The 14,379-nt window shown below is 40.6% G+C and carries 15 protein-coding genes; 14 read left to right on the top strand and 1 reads right to left on the bottom strand.

What is annotated here, in order from left to right; translation table 11 throughout:
- Positions 1-19: 19 nt before the first annotated feature.
- From mnmG to ACFQ4X_RS16440, 7 genes are all read left to right on the top strand, one after another.
- Positions 20-1,906 (top strand): tRNA uridine-5-carboxymethylaminomethyl(34) synthesis enzyme MnmG, encoded by a 1,887-nt coding sequence (gene mnmG / locus ACFQ4X_RS16470; RefSeq protein WP_379836954.1) that lies wholly within the window; start codon positions 20-22, stop codon positions 1,904-1,906.
- A 236-nt stretch (positions 1,907-2,142) separates the two neighbouring features.
- On the top strand, positions 2,143-2,859 hold the full coding sequence (rsmG, locus tag ACFQ4X_RS16465) for a 16S rRNA (guanine(527)-N(7))-methyltransferase RsmG (RefSeq protein ID WP_379836952.1): 717 nt from the start codon (positions 2,143-2,145) through the stop codon (positions 2,857-2,859).
- A 128-nt stretch (positions 2,860-2,987) separates the two neighbouring features.
- Positions 2,988-3,851 (top strand): nucleoid occlusion protein, encoded by an 864-nt coding sequence (gene noc, locus ACFQ4X_RS16460; RefSeq protein ID WP_379836950.1) that lies wholly within the window; start codon positions 2,988-2,990, stop codon positions 3,849-3,851.
- Between the two features lie 428 nt (positions 3,852-4,279).
- Positions 4,280-5,053 (top strand): ParA family protein, encoded by a 774-nt coding sequence (locus tag ACFQ4X_RS16455; RefSeq protein ID WP_130292699.1) that lies wholly within the window; start codon positions 4,280-4,282, stop codon positions 5,051-5,053.
- Positions 5,034-5,864 carry a ParB/RepB/Spo0J family partition protein gene (locus ACFQ4X_RS16450; protein ID WP_379836948.1) on the top strand — a complete coding sequence of 277 codons (831 nt, stop codon included), beginning with the start codon at positions 5,034-5,036 and terminating at the stop codon, positions 5,862-5,864. Before ACFQ4X_RS16455 ends, ACFQ4X_RS16450 begins: the two co-directional genes overlap by 20 nt.
- A gap of 86 nt (positions 5,865-5,950) precedes the next feature.
- Complete coding sequence (locus tag ACFQ4X_RS16445) at positions 5,951-7,102, top strand: aminotransferase class V-fold PLP-dependent enzyme (protein WP_379836946.1); 1,152 nt, start codon at positions 5,951-5,953, stop codon at positions 7,100-7,102.
- 12 nt (positions 7,103-7,114) lie between these two features.
- Positions 7,115-7,849 (top strand): DUF554 domain-containing protein, encoded by a 735-nt coding sequence (locus tag ACFQ4X_RS16440; protein ID WP_379836944.1) that lies wholly within the window; start codon positions 7,115-7,117, stop codon positions 7,847-7,849.
- 41 nt (positions 7,850-7,890) lie between these two features.
- On the opposite strand, the gene yyaC is transcribed toward ACFQ4X_RS16440, so the two are convergent.
- Entirely contained in the window at positions 7,891-8,523 is a 633-nt protein-coding gene (gene yyaC, locus ACFQ4X_RS16435) for a spore protease YyaC (protein WP_379836942.1), read from the bottom strand.
- A gap of 221 nt (positions 8,524-8,744) precedes the next feature.
- Between yyaC and ACFQ4X_RS16430 the strand changes: the two genes are divergently transcribed.
- From ACFQ4X_RS16430 to ACFQ4X_RS16400, 7 genes are all read left to right on the top strand, one after another.
- Positions 8,745-9,641 (top strand): mechanosensitive ion channel family protein, encoded by an 897-nt coding sequence (locus ACFQ4X_RS16430; RefSeq protein WP_379836940.1) that lies wholly within the window; start codon positions 8,745-8,747, stop codon positions 9,639-9,641.
- A gap of 2 nt (positions 9,642-9,643) precedes the next feature.
- Positions 9,644-9,844: a DUF951 domain-containing protein gene (locus ACFQ4X_RS16425; RefSeq protein WP_379836938.1), complete on the top strand. Its 201-nt coding sequence runs from the start codon at positions 9,644-9,646 to the stop codon at positions 9,842-9,844.
- Between the two features lie 384 nt (positions 9,845-10,228).
- Entirely contained in the window at positions 10,229-11,326 is a 1,098-nt protein-coding gene (gene ychF / locus ACFQ4X_RS16420; protein ID WP_379837202.1) for a redox-regulated ATPase YchF, read from the top strand.
- Positions 11,327-11,731: 405 nt separating this feature from the next.
- The gene (gene rpsF, locus ACFQ4X_RS16415; RefSeq protein ID WP_310260412.1) at positions 11,732-12,022 is read left to right on the top strand and encodes a 30S ribosomal protein S6; all 291 of its coding nucleotides are present in this window, start codon (positions 11,732-11,734) and stop codon (positions 12,020-12,022) included.
- A 21-nt stretch (positions 12,023-12,043) separates the two neighbouring features.
- Positions 12,044-12,589: a single-stranded DNA-binding protein gene (gene ssb / locus ACFQ4X_RS16410; protein ID WP_379836936.1), complete on the top strand. Its 546-nt coding sequence runs from the start codon at positions 12,044-12,046 to the stop codon at positions 12,587-12,589.
- A 63-nt stretch (positions 12,590-12,652) separates the two neighbouring features.
- Positions 12,653-12,886, top strand: coding sequence for a 30S ribosomal protein S18 (rpsR, locus tag ACFQ4X_RS16405; RefSeq protein WP_066294401.1), 234 nt, complete (start codon positions 12,653-12,655; stop codon positions 12,884-12,886).
- Positions 12,887-13,426: 540 nt separating this feature from the next.
- Entirely contained in the window at positions 13,427-14,371 is a 945-nt protein-coding gene (locus ACFQ4X_RS16400; RefSeq protein ID WP_379836934.1) for a YybS family protein, read from the top strand.
- Positions 14,372-14,379: the final 8 nt, after the last annotated feature.

The following is a 14,379-nucleotide window of genomic DNA, read 5'->3' as shown; positions in this document are numbered from 1 at the left end:
AAGAAGGAGGTAAGAACACATGGGATATAAAGCAGACATTTTTGACGTTATTGTCGTTGGCGCTGGCCATGCAGGTGTTGAGGCGGCTCTCGCCTCAGCTCGTATGGGTGCAAAAACACTTTGTCTGACGTTAAATTTAGATACCGTAGCCTACATGCCCTGCAATCCGTCTGTCGGAGGACCGGCAAAAGGGATTGTTGTGCGTGAGGTGGATGCACTTGGCGGCGAAATGGCTCGGAATATTGATAAGACGCATATTCAAATGCGGATGCTGAATACGGGTAAAGGTCCTGCAGTACGTGCACTGCGTGCTCAGGCAGATAAATATCTTTATCAGCATGAAATGAAGAAAACAATGGAGAATACTGAAAATCTTACATTGCGTCAAGGGATGGTAGAACGTCTCATTATGGAAGACGGCATTTGTAAGGGTGTTATTACAAAAACAGGGGCAGAATACGAGGCAAAAGCTGTTGTATTAACAACGGGTACTTATTTAAGAGGAAAGATCATCATAGGTGAACTCGCTTATGAGAGTGGACCAAACAATATGGCGCCTTCTATTAACTTGTCGTATCATCTGCAGGAACTTGGATTTGATATGGTTCGTTTCAAAACAGGTACTCCGCCGCGTGTAAACAGCAAAACCATTGATTATTCCAAGGCGGAAATACAGCCTGGAGACGATGTTCCCAGAGCTTTTTCATATGAAACAACCGAATACATTACAGATCAGCTTCCTTGCTGGCTGACTTACACGGGGGATGAAACACATCAGCTGATCAACGGCAACCTTCACCGTTCACCAATGTATTCTGGAATGATCGAAGGAACAGGTCCTAGATATTGTCCGTCAATTGAAGATAAAATTGTACGTTTCAATGACAAGCCGCGGCATCAGATTTTCTTAGAGCCAGAGGGAAGAAACACTGAGGAAGTATATGTGCAAGGCTTATCTACTAGTTTGCCTGAAGATGTTCAGAAGAAAATTCTTGCTACTATTCCTGGTCTTGAAAAAGCTGAGCTTATGCGTGCAGGCTATGCAATTGAATATGATGCAATTGTTCCAACTCAGCTTTGGCCATCTCTTGAAACAAAGAACGTGAGCGGCTTGTTTACTGCAGGGCAGCTGAATGGTACAAGCGGCTATGAAGAAGCAGCCGGACAAGGGCTTATGGCGGGTATTAATGCTGCGTTAAAGGTAAAGGGTAAAGAACCCCTGATTCTTGATCGTTCTGAAGCTTATATTGGTGTGCTAATCGATGATCTAATTACAAAAGGTACGAACGAACCATATAGACTTTTAACATCGAGAGCTGAATACCGTCTTTTATTAAGACACGACAACGCTGATCTGCGATTAACGAAAAAAGGTTTTGAAATCGGACTGATACCGCAAGAACGGTACGAACGCTTTGAGGAGAAAAAAGCACAGATCGCGAAGGAAATTGAGCGTTTAGAACATGTTTCAATTAAACCATCAGATGAGGTTCAGCAAGTTCTTGCAGAGGCTCAGTCTTCAGCGCTTAAAGAACCGATGACTGCTGCAAACCTGCTTAAACGTCCAGAAGTGACTTATCCTGTGATTCAAAGGTTAGCACCTGCAGAAGGACCTCTAAGCGAAACTGTTTCAGAACAGGTCGAAATTCAAGTGAAGTATGCTGGTTATATTGATAAACAGCTCGCACAGGTAGAAAGAATGCGCAAGATGGAAAACAAAAAACTGCCTGTTGACCTTGATTATATGGCGATAAACGGATTAGCAACGGAAGCTAAGCAAAAGCTGCACGAAGTACGTCCGCTTTCGGTTGGACAGGCATCACGAGTATCCGGGGTAAACCCTGCAGACATCTCTATTCTGTTGATTTACCTTGAACAGGGCAAACTGGCTAAGATTGCCCGTTAGAAGTAGTTGATTTTCGCTCACACGTGCTCGCTTTCCGTGGGGCGTGCGGTGAGACTTGGTTAGAATGGGGGACAAGGAAGTATTTGTGCTCCTGCGTCTACAAGACAATTCTTCCGAAGAGGGCTTCCTCGTCGCATGCCCTTCGAGAAGTTTACTCAGGTGGTAGGCACGCACCTTGCACTCCAATCAACTTTCTTGTCAACGAAGGGTCTTCAAAAAAGGGGGACGCAACAAAAATGAATATCGAGATGTTTCAAACTTCCCTAAAGGAAAAGGGAATTGAGTTATCAGAAAAGCAGCTGTCACAATTCGAAAAATATTTTCATTTGCTTGTTGAATGGAATGAAAAAATGAATTTAACGGCAATTACAGAAAAAGAAGAAGTGTATTTAAAGCATTTTTATGATTCTATTACAGCCGCGTTTTATTTTAATTTTAATCAGGACATTACTGTATGTGATGTTGGAGCAGGTGCTGGTTTTCCTGCTATTCCGCTTAAAATTTGTTTTCCTGAGATCAAGTTAACTGTTGTAGACTCTTTGAATAAACGAATCGGGTTCTTAGAGCATGTTGTAAAAGAACTTGGATTAGAGAATGTTTCAATGTACCATGATCGTGCCGAGACATTTGCTCACAGACCAGAATTCAGGCAGCAGTTTGATCTTGTTATGGCAAGAGCAGTTGCCAGACTTTCTGTTTTATCTGAGCTTTGTCTGCCGCTTGTAAAAAAAGGCGGACATTTTTTAGGGATGAAAGGTGCAAACCTTCCTGAAGAGGTAAAAGACGGCGAAAAAGCGGTTAAACTTTTGGGAGGAAAGATTGAAGATGTTCATTCTTTCTTGCTTCCGATCGAAGAAAGCGAACGAAACATTGTCATTATCGAAAAAGTTAATGAGACACCTAAGAAGTTTCCGCGCAAACCAGGAACTCCTAACAAGTCACCGATACAATAAAAAATTTACTGTGTTTCACGTGAAACACAGGCGTTACATAAAAGAAAGATTTTTACAGACTTGCAGGATTTTAGGACTAGTGGGACGAAATAGATTAACAGGCAGATTACAAAAGGTGGTGTATTCGCATGAAGCATCCTTTTTCACGTTTATTCGGCATCGGCGAAAAGAGCCAGCAGACATTAGATCCAGAACCAGCTGAAAAAAACGACAACGAAGAAGTACTTCAAATTCCGGTTCAGTATATTATTCCAAACCGGTTTCAGCCCAGAACGGTTTTTATAGATGAACGAATTGAAGAATTATCACAAACCATCGAAGCTCACGGCATCATTCAGCCTATTGTTGTTCGCAGCATTGGAGAAGACCAATATGAACTGATTGCGGGAGAACGCAGATGGAGAGCTGTCCAAAAACTAGGCTGGGAGAAGATACCGGCTATTGTAAAGGAAATGGATGATTCACAAACAGCATCCGTAGCTCTTATTGAAAACCTTCAGCGGGAAGAATTGACGGCTATTGAAGAAGCAATGGCCTACGCGAAGCTGCTGGAATTACATGGACTTACACAAGAAGGACTGGCACAAAAGCTAGGCAAAGGCCAGTCAACGATTGCAAATAAGCTTAGATTATTAAAGCTTCCACAATCCATTCAAGATGCTCTCTTGCAAAAGAAGATTACAGAACGTCACGCAAGGGCTTTAATTGTCTTAAAGACGCCAGAAAAAATGGAACTGGTTCTAGCGGAAATTCTTGAAAAGCAATTAAATGTTAAACAGACGGAAGACCGAGTGAAAAGAATGATAGAGGCTGAAACTGCAGAGAAAAAACCTCAGGCACGCCGCAAATCTTACAGCAAAGATATGCGCCTTGCCATCAATACGGTAAGACAATCAGTAGATATGGTCGTTCAAAGCGGACTTTCTATTGATACGGAAGAAGAAGAGCACGAAGAATTCTATCAGTTTACCATTCGAATTCCTAAAAATTAAGAGTTAAAACCATCAGCTATTCATAAGCTGGTGGTTTTTTTGCAGTATTCCTCAAAAATAACACTTAATTCTAAATACTCTTATCTAAAACATTGTTGTATTTTTCTTTTGCCCATTATCTTCAGTGACAGCTTGATTGGAGTGGAAGGTGCGAGACTCCTGGGGGATCAGTGGGTGAGACTCCTGAAAGTGCAAAGCGCTTAGGAGGCTCACCGCACACCCCCCGGAAAGCGAGCAACCTGGAGCGGAAATCAACTACTTGCAAGAGCGGCACTGTTTAAGCAAACAGCCTTACTAAAAGATTTTTACTTTTAAATACGATACATCAGAAAAAAACTCTATTTTTCATTATTTCAATAAGTTATTTTAAAATCTTCATGATAGAATAATAGATAATTGATTGTTCATAAAGTGAGGTAGGTGACAACGTGGCGAAGATCATTGCAGTAGCCAACCAGAAAGGCGGAGTCGGAAAAACGACTACGTCAGTCAACCTTGGTGCATGCTTAGCATATTTCGGAAAAAAAGTATTGTTAGTAGATATAGATCCTCAAGGCAATGCGACAAGCGGTGTAGGAGTAGACAAAGGAGATATTGATCAATGTATCTACAATGTCTTAGTTGAGGATGTGGAAGTTAAAGATGTTATAGTTGAAACGATCTGTGAAGGATTACATATTCTCCCTTCTACTATTCAGCTGGCAGGAGCGGAGATCGAACTTGTACCGACCATTTCAAGGGAAGTACGGCTAAAAAGAGCACTCGATCAGGTAAGCTCAAACTATGATTTTATTATTATCGATTGTCCTCCATCTCTGGGGCTGCTTACGATCAACTCTTTAACAGCATCAGATTCAGTCATAATACCGGTGCAATGTGAATATTACGCACTTGAAGGGCTTAGCCAGCTTTTAAACACGGTACGGCTTGTGCAAAAGCATTTAAATACTGATCTTATGATTGACGGTGTATTGCTTACAATGCTTGATGCACGAACGAATTTAGGCATTCAAGTAATCGAAGAAGTAAAAAAGTATTTTCAAGATAAAGTGTATGAAACAATCATACCAAGAAATGTTAGACTATCAGAAGCGCCAAGTCATGGAAAACCGATTATTATTTATGATCCGAAATCCCGGGGTGCAGATGTTTATTTAGATTTTGCGAAGGAAGTGATTGGCATTGGCGAAAGGGTTAGGTAAAGGGCTTGGAGCGTTATTACAAAATGAAGAAGAACAAGTCCAAGAAGTCAGTGTAAAAGAGCTTAGGCCGAATCCATATCAGCCCCGAAAAGTTTTCGACCAAAAAGCGATTGACGAGCTGAAGGAATCGATTCAGGAACATGGAATACTGCAGCCGATTTTGGCTCGAAAAAGCATAAAGGGATATGAGATCATCCTTGGAGAACGAAGGTTCCGAGCTGCATCAGAAGCAGGTCTTAAGACTGTTCCTGTTATCATAAAAGATTATACAGAAGAAAAAATGATGGAAGTAGCGCTGATCGAGAATCTTCAGCGGGAAGACTTAAATCCTGTGGAAGAGGCTCAGGCTTACCAGAAGCTAATAGACCATCTTAAACTTACACAAGAAGAACTGGCTTCTAGAGTCGGGAAAAGCCGTCCGCATATTGCGAACCATATCCGCCTCTTGCAGCTGCCGAAACCCGTTTTAGAGCTTTTATCCAATGGCATGATTACGATGGGACACGGCCGTGCATTACTCGGCCTTAAGAAGAAATCAAAAATGCAGCAGGTTGTTCAGCGCATTACAGATGATGGTTTAAATGTAAGACAGCTTGAGAAACTCATTCAAGACATCAATATGAATGTTTCACGTGGAACAAAAAAGAAAACTGCACAAACGAACGTGTTTTTTAAAGAGAAAGAATCATCATTACGAGATCGTTTTGGTACAAGCGTTTCTATCAAAAAGTCAAAACGCAAAGGGAAAATTGAAATAGAGTTCTTTTCACAAGATGATTTAGAACGAATTTTAGATCTTTTAGAAAAGTAGTATGAAACCATCGATGAGGTGGTTTCTTTTTTACACTATGGGTTATCTGAAAAGTAGTTTTCTAAACATGCAAGGGGGAAGAATATTTGTCTATCATCTATTTTGATCATGCAGCAACCTCATATCCAAAACCCCAAGAAGTCATCGAAGCTGTTGGACAAGCTGTTAACTTAGGAAATCCTGGCCGCGGCGGCCATTTCTTGTCTAAAGAAGCCTCGAGAGTTGTTACTGATGCAAGATATGAGTTCGCTTCCTTCTTTGGCTGTGAGTCTGCTGAATCTGTCATTTTTACGAAGAGTGCTACTGAAGCAGTTAATCTTGTATTAAAAGGGTATCACTGGCAAAAAGGGGATCATATTATTGCTTCTGGCTTTGAGCATAACGCTGTCTATCGGACTCTTCATTATCTTGAAAAAACAATAGGTATCAGCGTCACTTATTTACAAGACAGTGAAGCACTTCATAAAGAAAACATCATCTCCAACATCACAGAGAGCACCAGGTTATTGATATGCACCCACGGATCAAATGTGGATGGAACACTTTTGCCAGCAGATATATGGGGGGACATTTCAAGAGAATATGAATTAAAATTACTCGTGGATGCTGCTCAGTCAGCTGGTATTCATCCTATACATATGACAAACCAAAATATTGATTATTTAGCGGTACCTGGCCATAAAGGGTTATTAGGCCCGCAAGGCATAGGGATACTGCTTTTAAACAATAAAGATACGTTGCTTTCTCCATTGATTTATGGTGGAACAGGAACATTTTCTGAAGAACCTGAACAACCTGCAGAAATTCCTCACAGGCTGGAGAGCGGGACATTGAATGTTTCAGGAATAGCAGGACTTCACGCAGGTGTTAAAGAGGTTTTACATAGGGGCTTAAAGAATATTCAAAACCATGAAGAAGAAATGCTTTATGATTTTTTGCAGAAAATCGAATCTATGCCTGAAGTAAGCATAACCCAGCCTGCTTCATTTCCAGCCCGGCTTCCAGTTGTCTCGTTAAGAGTCAAAGGACTGGATGTTCATGAAATCGCGGTAATTTTAGATGAACATTACAATATTGCCGTAAGAGCTGGACTGCATTGTGCACCTCTTGCTCACAGCCGGGCAGGAACAAACAATATAGGAACTTTGCGGATCAGCTTCGGTTATAACAATACAAAAGATGAAGTAAACACTTTGATCAGGGCTTTAAGGGAAATCATCGATGGTCTACTTGGATAGGAGATAAATGATATGTCACTTTTAGGAACATTGGTTAACGGTATCGCAATCATCTCTGGAAGCTTTTTAGGTCTATTTTGGACAGCTATACCCGATCGAATAAAAGATACCATTCTTCAGGCGATGGCACTAGCAGTTACCATTTTAGGAATAGGCATGGGGCTTAAGAGCGAACAATTTCTTATCGTAATTGCCAGCCTGGCTGTTGGAGGAGCGTTAGGCGAGTGGTGGAATCTTGAAGAAAAACTGAACTCAGTTGGAAAATGGCTTGAGACAAAAGTAGGCAAACAGGATAAAGGATCTGTTGCAACAGGGTTTGTTACAGCTACACTCGTTTTTGTAGTTGGTGCTATGTCTATTGTCGGTGCTTTAGACAGTGGATTGAGACAAGAGCATGATGTCCTTTACACAAAGGCATTGATTGACGGATTCTGTGCCATTTTATTTACTTCAGCACTTGGAATTGGTGTAATGTTCTCTGCGATTCCGGTTGTCTTATATCAGGGTGCCATAACGTTATTAGCCACACAAATCGACCGGTTTGTGCCGCAAGAGCTTATGGATGCTCTTATTGTAGAAATTACTGGCACAGGTGGAATTATGATTGTCGCAATAGGTCTGAACTTGCTCGGAGTAGCTAAAATCAGGGTTGCTAACCTGCTTCCTGGACTTTTAATCGCAGGGATGCTTGTTTTTATTGTAGAAAAATGGGATAGCATTTTAGCTTTTTCACAGGGAATTCTATAAGAAAAGCCGCTTGTATCAATTGATATGAGCGGCTTTGTTATTTATTGAATTTTGTAAATATCTTGTGAGCGAGATTCTGTTTGGTGCATCATGTTTTTTTGCTGAATCTTTTTTCTCAGGCAAGCCATGTGAAGCGAATCTGCAATTAAATCGGCCATTTTCATTACAATGCTGAGTCTGGTATTCTGCAGAACGAAATATTCCATAAAACCGCTCACGTTTACAATTCCGGTTATATGCATATCTCCGACAGGCGGAAGCTGTTTGTTCACTCCTGCTCCGGGTTTGACAGGACCTTCATTAATGGAAACCATCCCAACATGATTTAACCGTCCCAGACAAGCATCAATTCCAATGATAAACGCTCCTGGATGTTCAGCTTCAATCATTTTTAGTTTTTCTTCGAGATTCACCGCATGAACGGGGTCATCAAGTGTTCCGTATACATGAAACGGAAAAGTATCTTTATTGTGAAGCTTAGTGCCAACGAGGGGGCCAAGTGCGTCGCCGGTTGATCTGTCTGTACCAATGCATACGATAACGACTGGCTGGTGGCTTGATTCCGGAAGCATAGGTAAAATTTGTTCTGTAATTCTTAGTGTGGCTTCCTTTTCTTCGTGGTGCAATTTATATTGAATGGGTTTCCCTAGTCCTAGCTTCCGTTTGAGGAACATGACATCCTCTCCTTTATTATGGTACTACTTAGTATACGGAAGAATTCCTTTTCCTATACATGGTAGAATAGAATAATCAGACTTTTGTTTAAGGACTATACCCGTTTAAGCTATGCTCGTAACCGAATAAATTTTTCATACCGCTTTTCTATGAATGACATTGTAATTCTATGTAAAAGCTGATTAAATAATTTCATAATCAATGAGAGGATGGGACTTCATTGGCAGGTACAGATTTACCTAAAACAGCAGAACAAGCCGTTACTATATTTTCAGATAAAGATTGGTGGGCTGAGATTGGTGCTACCGGACTAAAAATTGTAGCAATCATCGTTATTGCAGTCATCTTTAAATACATCATTAAAGCTGCAATCGCTAATATTTTTAAGGTGAGATTAAAATCACCTTTACGGCTTAGTGAAAAAAGAGAAAACACATTATTCAGGCTCTTAAATAACGTAGCTACTTATGTGATTTATTTTATAGCCATCTTAGCCATATTAAGTGAATTCATGGATGTTAGAGGCATACTGGCAGGAGCAGGAGTCTTAGGGCTGGCAATCGGTTTTGGTGCTCAAAACCTCGTAAGAGATATCATTACAGGGTTTTTCATCATTTTTGAAGATCAGTTTTCTGTTGGGGATACGGTACGGATTGCTAGTTTTGAAGGGACGGTTGAAGAAATCGGCCTTCGGACAACAAAAATTAAAAGCTGGACAGGAGAATTGCATATCCTGCCGAATTCGTCTATCACAGAAGTGACGAACTTTTCCGTTCATAACAGCATTGCAGTAGTCGATTTAAGCATTGCGTATGAAGAAGATATCGATAAAGCACAAAGAATCATTGAAGATGTCGTTAAAAGAGTAAAACCTGATTATCCTGAAATGGTGAAAGATCCTGAAGTACTTGGCGTTCAAATGCTCGGGGCTTCTGAAGTGGTCATTCGTGTAACGTCTGAAGTGCTTCCGATGACTCATTTTAAGATAGCAAGAGAGCTTAGAAAAACATTGAAACTCGAACTTGAAAAAGCGGGTATCGAAATTCCATATCCGAAAATGGTCACGTATCATAAAGAGGCAAATTCAAAAGAAAATAAGAACAAAATGGAGGGCTGACAATGCAGCAAAAAGAATTTCACCTTCATGATGAAGTGGAAATGAAGAAACAGCACCCATGTGGAACGAATCGCTGGAAGGTTATTCGCATGGGTGCAGATATCCGGATTAAGTGTATGGGTTGTCAGCACAGTGTAATGCTGCCTAGATCCGAATTTGCAAAGAAAATAAAGAAAGTGCTAGCATCCCCAGGGGATCAATAAAACCATTTTTGAAAACGGCTGGAAGGAATCATCGTTTTAAAGAGTATTTCACCTATGACTTTCAAGATCTTGATTCACTTTGTGAAGGTGACAGCAACAGATGTTTCACGTGAAACAATGCTAAGATCAGCCGTTGCATTTTTTAATCCCACATCAACTTTTCCTGGACATGGGATGCAAAGGTATAAAAATGGCGAGTGGAAACACGTTCCATTTAATCGATGCTCAGCTGCAGCGATTCAGGAAGGATTTATAGAACCGGGTATTGCAACCCGGTTCTTCTTGTTTTTTAAAGTGATAAAACCTATAATTGGGAAGGATATTTTTTTAACTGAAAAGTCTCGGCTTCCCGAGCTTCATATAAAACAGAGGAGTGAAATAACAGTGGCTCTTACAACTGGAATCGTTGGTTTGCCGAACGTTGGTAAATCAACATTGTTTAACGCTATTACTCAGGCAGGTGCGGAATCTGCCAACTATCCATTCTGTACGATCGACCCTAACGTAGGGATCGTAGAAGTACCGGATCACAGACTTCAAAAGCTAACGGAACTTGTACAGCCTAAAAAAGTTGTTCCGACAACTTTTGAATTTACCGATATCGCAGGTATCGTAAAAGGGGCAAGTAAAGGGGAAGGACTTGGAAACAAATTCTTATCCCATATCCGCCAAACAGATGCAATTTTACAGGTTGTTCGCTGTTTTGATGATGAAAACATCACACACGTTCACGGAAAAGTAAATCCGATCGATGATATTGAAGTAATCAACCTTGAGTTAATCTTTGCTGATTTAGAGTCTATCGATAAGCGCATTGCACGTGTTGAGAAATTAGCAAAATCGAAGGACAAAGAAGCGGTAGCTGAATTTGCTGTTCTTTCAAAAATTAAAGAATCACTAATGCAAGAGCTTCCTGCAAGAAGTGTGGACTTAACACCTGAAGAGAAAAAGATTGTTCATGCGATGCACTTGCTGACAATGAAGCCGATCCTATATGTCGCAAACGTTAGTGAAGATGAGCTTCTTGAAGGAACAAATGAGCACGTTGAAGCGGTAAAAGAATATGCTGGTCGTGAAAATGCGGAAGTTATTGTAATCTGTGCAAAAGTTGAAGAAGAGATCGCTGAGCTTGATGGGGATGAAAAGATGGCATTCCTAGGTGAGCTTGGTATTGAAGAAGCGGGTCTTGATAAGCTGATTCGAGCTTCTTATTCACTATTAGGATTAGCAACTTACTTTACAGCGGGTGTACAGGAAGTACGTGCCTGGACGTTCCGTAAAGGAATGAAAGCTCCTGCATGTGCAGGAATCATCCATACCGACTTTGAAAGAGGATTTATCCGTGCAGAGGTTGTAGCTTATGACGACCTTATAGCTGCAGGTAACATGGCTGCTGCTAAAGAAAAAGGAAAAGTCCGCCTAGAAGGTAAAGAATACGAAATGAAAGATGGAGATGTTGTTCATTTCCGTTTTAATGTTTAATAAAAAAAATTTCTGTAAGCTTTGTTGCCATTTAAAGTGTTGATTTCCGCTCCAGGTGCTCGCTTTCCGCGGGGTGTGCGGTGAGCCTCCTAGCGCTTTGCGCTGTTAGGAGTCTCACCTGTCCCACTCATCCCGCTGGAGTCTCGCACCTTGCGCTCCAACCAACTTGTCAACGAAGCTTCTTTTATAAAAGCAATTCAAAAGCACAAAAAAGTGAAAAACGGAGGAAAAGCAGACGCTTTTTCTCTTTTTTATGCTTAATTTCAAAGTAAGCTTGTTTTATGCAACATGTTTTGATATAATTCTTTATTGTGAGTTAATTGTCAACAAATATTGTTTTTGATGATTTTCTCCTTGCCCGGAATGAATGTTTTGGGCCGCTTAGACCAAAAGGAGGTGAACGGAATGAAAAAGTACGAAATCATGTACATCGTCCGTCCGAATATTGAAGAGGAAGCTCTTAAAGCAACGAAAGAGCGTGCGAAAAGCATCCTTACTGATAACGGTGCGGAAATCGCGAACGAAAAGGAAATGGGTAAAAAGCGTTTAGCTTACGAAATCAATGACTTCCGCGATGGATATTACACGCTATTGGATGTTAACGCTCCAAACGAAGCGATTAATGAATTCGACCGTCTTATGAAAATCAACGAAGATGTTCTTCGTTTCATGACAATCGTAGACGAAAGAAATTAATCCTTTAAGGAGTGGTTCTGAATGCTAAATCGTGTAGTACTGGTGGGACGTTTAACGAAAGACCCAGAATTAAAGTACACTCCAAACGGTGTGGCAGTAGCTAATTTCACACTTGCTGTAAATCGACCTTTTTCGAATCAGCAGGGTGAGCGTGAAGCAGATTTTATTAACTGTGTCGTTTGGCGAAAGCCCGCTGAAAACGTGGCGAATTTCCTTAAAAAAGGTTCTCTTGCCGGAGTGGATGGACGTTTGCAGACTCGTTCTTACGAGAACCAGCAGGGTCAAAGAGTGTATGTTACTGAAGTTATGGCAGAAAGCGTTCAGTTCCTTGAACCGAAAAATGCTAATGCTGGCGGTCAGCAATATCAAGGCGGCAACAACTTTGGTGGACCATCAAATGACCGCGGATTTGGGCAGCAAAATCAGAACCGCAGCTATGGAAGTGACAACGGATTTGGAGGACAGCAGCAACAGCAGCAGAACCCAAAACGTAATAACTTCAACGATGACCCGTTTGCAAATGATGGCACGCCGATCGACATTTCTGATGACGATCTGCCATTCTAAACAACTAACGTAAACTATGAATCGGAATATATAAAAAATAAAAATTAAAGGAGGGGACCATCAATGGCTGGACGTCGTGGTGGACGCCAAAAGCGTCGTAAGGTTTGTTTCTTCACTGTAAACAAGATCACTTACATCGACTACAAGGACACTGATCTTTTGAAGCGTTTCATTTCTGAACGCGGTAAGATTCTTCCTCGTCGTGTAACTGGTACATCTGCTAAATATCAACGTCAATTGACTCGTGCGATCAAACGCTCGCGTTACATGGCTTTGTTACCATATGTATCTGAATAAGATCATATAAAAGCGCAGTAAGGATTATCCTTGCTGCGTTTTTTTGTGCGAATTTTTAAAAGCTGTTCGGCCTGTGAATCGCTATCCCAAGTCTCTTAAGAAGACAGAAGTGAAGGCGGAAATTGTCGAAAATTGCAGACTCGCGGATATATAGTCAAAACTCGCGGGAATCATGCATGAATTTCAGGGATTAATGATGAAACTCGCGGGAATATAGCCAAAACTTCAGGGATTATGGTCTTAGTTTCTTCATAAGAGAAGCGTAGAGGACTCGAATCTGCCTGATTGGGCTCGATTTGGCAGCGGATCTACTCTTTTTCGTTCGTTTTTTATAAAAAGCATAGATAAAAGAACTAGTAAACGAAATTTAATGGCAGATAAAAAAGGATCTGAGCTGTTTTTTGCTTCTATATACTAGTACAATGTCACTTTTTGTTTACATCTAACAAAGAAGGTCTATGCTAGAATTATCGTTAAAGTTGAATTACTGCGGTTATGTTACTACAATTAAAGCATATGAAGAATTTTATGAGGTGAATCATGCGCAATACTAAAGTATTGGTAGAAGGTGCTGTCGTTTCTGGCATTTACACTCTTCTTTTTTTAATGAGTATGTACATACCGTTTTTTAGTCTTTTCTCTTTATTTATTCTGCCCTTGCCGTTTATTATCTATCTATACCGGCATAACCTGAAAGCCGGGTTGCTTCTTTGGGCAGTAACGTTTGGTGTATCCCTTGCGTTTGGCGGGATCAACGGTATTATTGTAACCCTCTTTTCTGGATTGACCGGAATTGTGATGGGGGAACTTTACAGAAGAAAAAAATCTGCTTTTGCCGTTCTGCTTGGTGCCAGTTTAGCGAACCTTTTAAACATGCTTGGTACAATTGTAATTGCACAAGTAGTGATGGGCATTAATTTTGTTAAAGAGCTAGAAACTCAGTTTCAAACTGCCATAGGGACTGCAGAAGAGTTCTATAGATCGAGCGGACAAGATTCTTCACAAATTGAAAAGTTTAAAGAGCAAGCGGAATTGATTCCGATGATGCTGCCTACTTATATTATAGGGGGAGCAGTCATTCTTGCCTTTTTAACACATCTCGCCGCAAGAATGCTGATGAAAAGGCTTCGATATGATATCCCTTCGTTTCCTCCATTTCGGGAATGGAACCTGCCGAAATCATTTTTGTGGTATTATATTGTAGCGATTGTTTTAACATTCAGTACGCCTGACAAAGGTACTGCTTTATATATTGTAACGATAAATTTGTATATGATATTATCGTTTGTACTAATATTACAAGGTTTTACAGTCATTTTTTATTATGCCTGGATAAAGAATTGGAAGAGAAAAAGAATCATATTGTTGATTATACTATTATTTTTGCTGAATTCTTTCCTGCCAATTCCTCTGGAAGTCGTGAAATTCTTAGGTATAATTGATTTAGGTTTTATGATAAAAAAACGGTTGAAACCAAAACAGTAGGAGCTGAA

The organism is Fictibacillus halophilus, from assembly GCF_042680145.1.
Taxonomy (GTDB): Bacteria; Bacillota; Bacilli; order Bacillales; family Fictibacillaceae; genus Fictibacillus; species Fictibacillus halophilus_A.
The sequence above is the reverse complement of the archived record's forward strand: the minus strand, read 5'-3'. Positions and strand labels throughout refer to the sequence as shown.